The organism is Chryseobacterium jejuense, from assembly GCF_017877355.1.
Taxonomy (GTDB): Bacteria; Bacteroidota; Bacteroidia; order Flavobacteriales; family Weeksellaceae; genus Chryseobacterium; species Chryseobacterium jejuense_A.
Genome location: NZ_JAGIPR010000025.1, coordinates 1 through 3578 on the forward strand (window position 1 = coordinate 1; position 3578 = coordinate 3578).

The 3578-nt window shown below is 31.0% G+C and carries 3 protein-coding genes and 1 pseudogene; all 4 read right to left on the minus strand.

Annotated elements, in window-relative coordinates:
- Positions 1-334 precede the first annotated feature (334 nt).
- Complete coding sequence (locus J2772_RS24030; protein ID WP_209921585.1) at positions 335-994, minus strand: PepSY domain-containing protein; 660 nt, start codon at positions 992-994, stop codon at positions 335-337.
- 223 nt (positions 995-1217) lie between these two features.
- Positions 1218-2054: a hypothetical protein gene (locus J2772_RS24035; RefSeq protein ID WP_209921586.1), complete on the minus strand. Its 837-nt coding sequence runs from the start codon at positions 2052-2054 to the stop codon at positions 1218-1220.
- A complete protein-coding gene (locus J2772_RS24040) occupies positions 2051-3325 on the minus strand; it encodes a reprolysin-like metallopeptidase (RefSeq protein ID WP_209921589.1) in 1275 nt (424 codons plus the stop codon). The genes J2772_RS24035 and J2772_RS24040 overlap by 4 nt, the downstream gene beginning before the upstream one ends.
- Before the next feature lie 10 nt (positions 3326-3335).
- Positions 3336-3578 (minus strand): annotated as a pseudogene (locus tag J2772_RS24045) (Vgr family protein); the annotation flags it as partial.

Genomic DNA, 3578 nt, shown 5'->3' on the forward strand with positions numbered 1-3578 from the left:
TCCATCAGCATTTTGTGATGGGCGGAAAGAAGAACCCTTTGTCTTTGTTTCGGTTTTCATATGTTCTGTGTTTAGTTTAGTGTTAAAGATAGCAATATTTTATAAATTGGTTTGATTACTTACAGCACAAAATGTTTGATTTGTAATTTGGTTTTCATGTACTTTGTGTTTTTGATTAGTATTAAAATAACAATTTTTATAAATCTCATACAATATTAATAAAAGATTCAAAATTTACTTCTGATAAAAAAGACTGTCTTCAATAGGGACAGTCTTTTTTTTGTACAGTATTTTAACCTTAAGGGTATGTATTACATTGTTTTGAAGTAAAATATTATGGTCTGCTGTCCGCACGATAATCAACACTCAAAACTTTACCTGTATTTGCGTTTATTTTATAATCCCAAAATCCCCCAGGATACATATCTTTTGTGACTGACCAGATATCTTTATCCAAAGAAATTTTTAAACTTCTTCTTTCAACATCGCTGTGGGCATTAAGTATTTTCCCATTGCAGTCATTTGATTTCAGTTCATCAATAACTTTCTCAGCGGTTATTTTATCTTTTTCTACTTCTTTATTAAAGAAATTAACGTATAAATTTTCTTTATTCGATTCGTTTACCTCTCTGATCATGGGTTCTTTTTGTAAGAGCTCCAAAAGATCGTTTAATTTAATTTTTACATTTTTAGCAAAGTCAGTATAATCAGTAGTCTTTACAAGATACCCCTTCTGGTCGTAGTCTTTAACAATTAAATTATTATAAAAAGGTTCCATCATCATTTCACCCATAAAAACTTCAGACTCTTTCTGAATTGTTCCGGAAGGATAAAAATCTTTTACTTTTTTGAAAAGCGCTGGTGGGGGAGAAATAACCGTTTTAGTATAGTATTTCTTATTGCCATCATCTTTATTATCCCAGAATGAATACTCTATAATTGTTCCGTCTGATAATACCTCTTTTTTAGGGGGAAGCTTTTTTTCATCTTCCATGCTTACTACATCAGGATAATTTTCAAACCTTTTCGTATCAAATCTTTCTGTATTCTTAATTTTTTCTTTTGGATAAATAATGTTTCCTTTCTGCTCCTGTCCGCTACAAGAGTATATCATTATTGATATAGCTATATAAATAATTATCTCTTTCATTTAAAAATCTTCTCAACCTCAAGAAAATGAACCTATTTTTTTTAATATCTTACGTTGATCTACTTTATTAGGGCCTATTCTCAAAATGATATTTTTTGTTTGATACAACCCCTGTTTGAGCATTGACTTCTACAGTAACCCATCCCACAGGATAGAAATCTTTTTTTATAATCCATTTTGGATCGGTGTATGAAATTTCTAAACTTTCCCTGTCATTTCTATCATTTTTGTTCAAAAAGAAACCGTTCAATGTATACTGATTTTCCGGATTTTCTTTTTTAAGATTTTCTTGAAAAAACTGAATGAGAAGACGTGGTGTTATTTCATCTATATTTTTTTCTTCAAAAAAAAGCTCTTTAAGTTTTTTCTGTTCTTCTGAACTTAAGTTATCAAGTATGGGTTCTTTTTCCAGTAGGGAAAATAATTTGGGAAGATTCACTTTTTTATTTTCAAATATCTTTTCATTATTTTCAATTTTTTCCAGGACACCACCTTTATCATAATATTTTGTTTCTCCCACTAAGGTATATTTTGCATTGGGATAAGGGTTTAAAATCCCCACATACGTTTCATATTCCACCGCAATTTTCCCGTTGGAGTAAAATCTTTTTATTGTTTTTAATAAAGCTGGTTCTTGTGGGGTAATGCTTTTAAAATAAGTTATCTCGTTGCCATCTGCCGAAGAAAATAATTCTTGTTTTTCACCAGTGGCTAATTTTGTTTCAACGGTCCATGGATTGAGCATATTTTTTGTTAATTGCTCATCCTTCAGTTTTTCATAGGAGGATATATCAAAAGTTTCTGTATTCACAATTTTTTCTTTAGGATAAGTAATATTATTTTTTTGTCCATCACAAGAATGAAAAATTAAAATAAAAAGGATGATTAGATTATATAGTTTCATTTTAAGTTCGGATTGATTTTTTTCCATTGGAATTTATTAGTTGAAAAACGATTTTTTAACTTTTTATGGGTATAATCCATAATGTTATCTGTTTTATATAACTCAAATGTATATGGGCTGTCATTATCAAACGTATGATAAAGTCCCATTGCATGTAATAGCTCGTGTGCCATGGTACTTACTGACCTTCCTCTTTTAGGACGATCAAATACCACTACAGAGCTATTTGGGGTATCAATATGATCTGCCTCTCCATTTATAGCTATATCAGCTCCTTTAAGCATATAAATCCTATAATACTTACTATATTTATCTTTATTACCCTTAATTTTATAAAAGGCATCATCTAAATGGCTATGTATGCTAACAATAGAAGAATTATCAAGCTTTTCCCCCGATTTAAACCAAAAATTAAACCAAGCACTATCTACATTAATCGGAGTTTTGTATGCTTCAATTAAAGGATTAATATAAGATTGCTTAAGAGCATTGGTTAAAACTTGTTGTTCATTGGGTATGAAATGACCAATATATCCGTTATTTTCAACAGGTATAATAACGATATTAATATTTTTGTTGTTGTTATTAGGAAGAATTTTTATTTCTCCTACTTTTTCCTTTAACTTATTTTTTGTAGCAATAACTCTAATGGTTTCTGGTGTAGAAAATGCTTTTTTACATTTTATGATTAGAGATCCCTCATCATGATTAATTCCTTTTTTTACAGTAAACTGTTTCATAATGATGAGTTCAAATACATCTGTATTGTAAGCATAGTGAAGTTTATCTGCTTTTTCCCCAACATGAATAATAGTGTCTAAAATGGCCTTTTCTCCAACATTTAAAGTCATATTAGGTACATAATAAGTCCCTTTATAAACACTAAATGTACTATAATCCTTTAATATTGCATTATATTTTTTGGGATTGGCAGTAAATTTAGACCCAGCATCTGTAGCATAAACAGCTCCATATTTTCCTATAATACCGTTATATGGTACGTCTGTTTCCATTTTGCTATCGCCTACCCTTATCCAATCAAAACCAAATTCTCCTTTCCATTCTTTTGTTGGTCTAAAAAAAACTGCACATTTAGACAATGTAGGTGAGGGTGGTGGTGTTCCCGGATCACCAGAGTGAGAAATCCCGTCTCCCCCCTGTTCAGAGTAAACGTCTGATGCAGACTCTGTAATAGATGCCTCTGAATAATAATGAAGATCGTTCTCTACGACTTCAAAAATCTTACCTTTTACAATTCTTAATCTACCCATCGTTTTAAGCTTAATGAGATTTTCCTATTTCTCCACTTCTGTTATCAATAGTGCTTTTTGCATGTTTATTAATTGAGGCGTTGGTACTGGTTTCTATTCCTCCTTCACTATTGACTACAGTCTTCCCTTTCTTGGTTTCACTATGTACATCACCTTCGATAATCTCGGTAAGTTTTCCGGTGATAAATGTGCTTGCATTTCCAATTACAGAAGTCAGTTTCATAGCTCCAACACTCTCAGTATTGTTCAGCCC

Coding starts and splice junctions, on each gene's coding strand:
- J2772_RS24030 (WP_209921585.1), bottom strand. CDS start 994: ATGGAAGATGAAAAAAAGCTTCCCCCTAAAAAAGAGGTATTATCAGAC.
- J2772_RS24035 (WP_209921586.1), bottom strand. CDS start 2,054: ATGAAACTATATAATCTAATCATCCTTTTTATTTTAATTTTTCATTCT.
- J2772_RS24040 (WP_209921589.1), bottom strand. CDS start 3,325: ATGGGTAGATTAAGAATTGTAAAAGGTAAGATTTTTGAAGTCGTAGAG.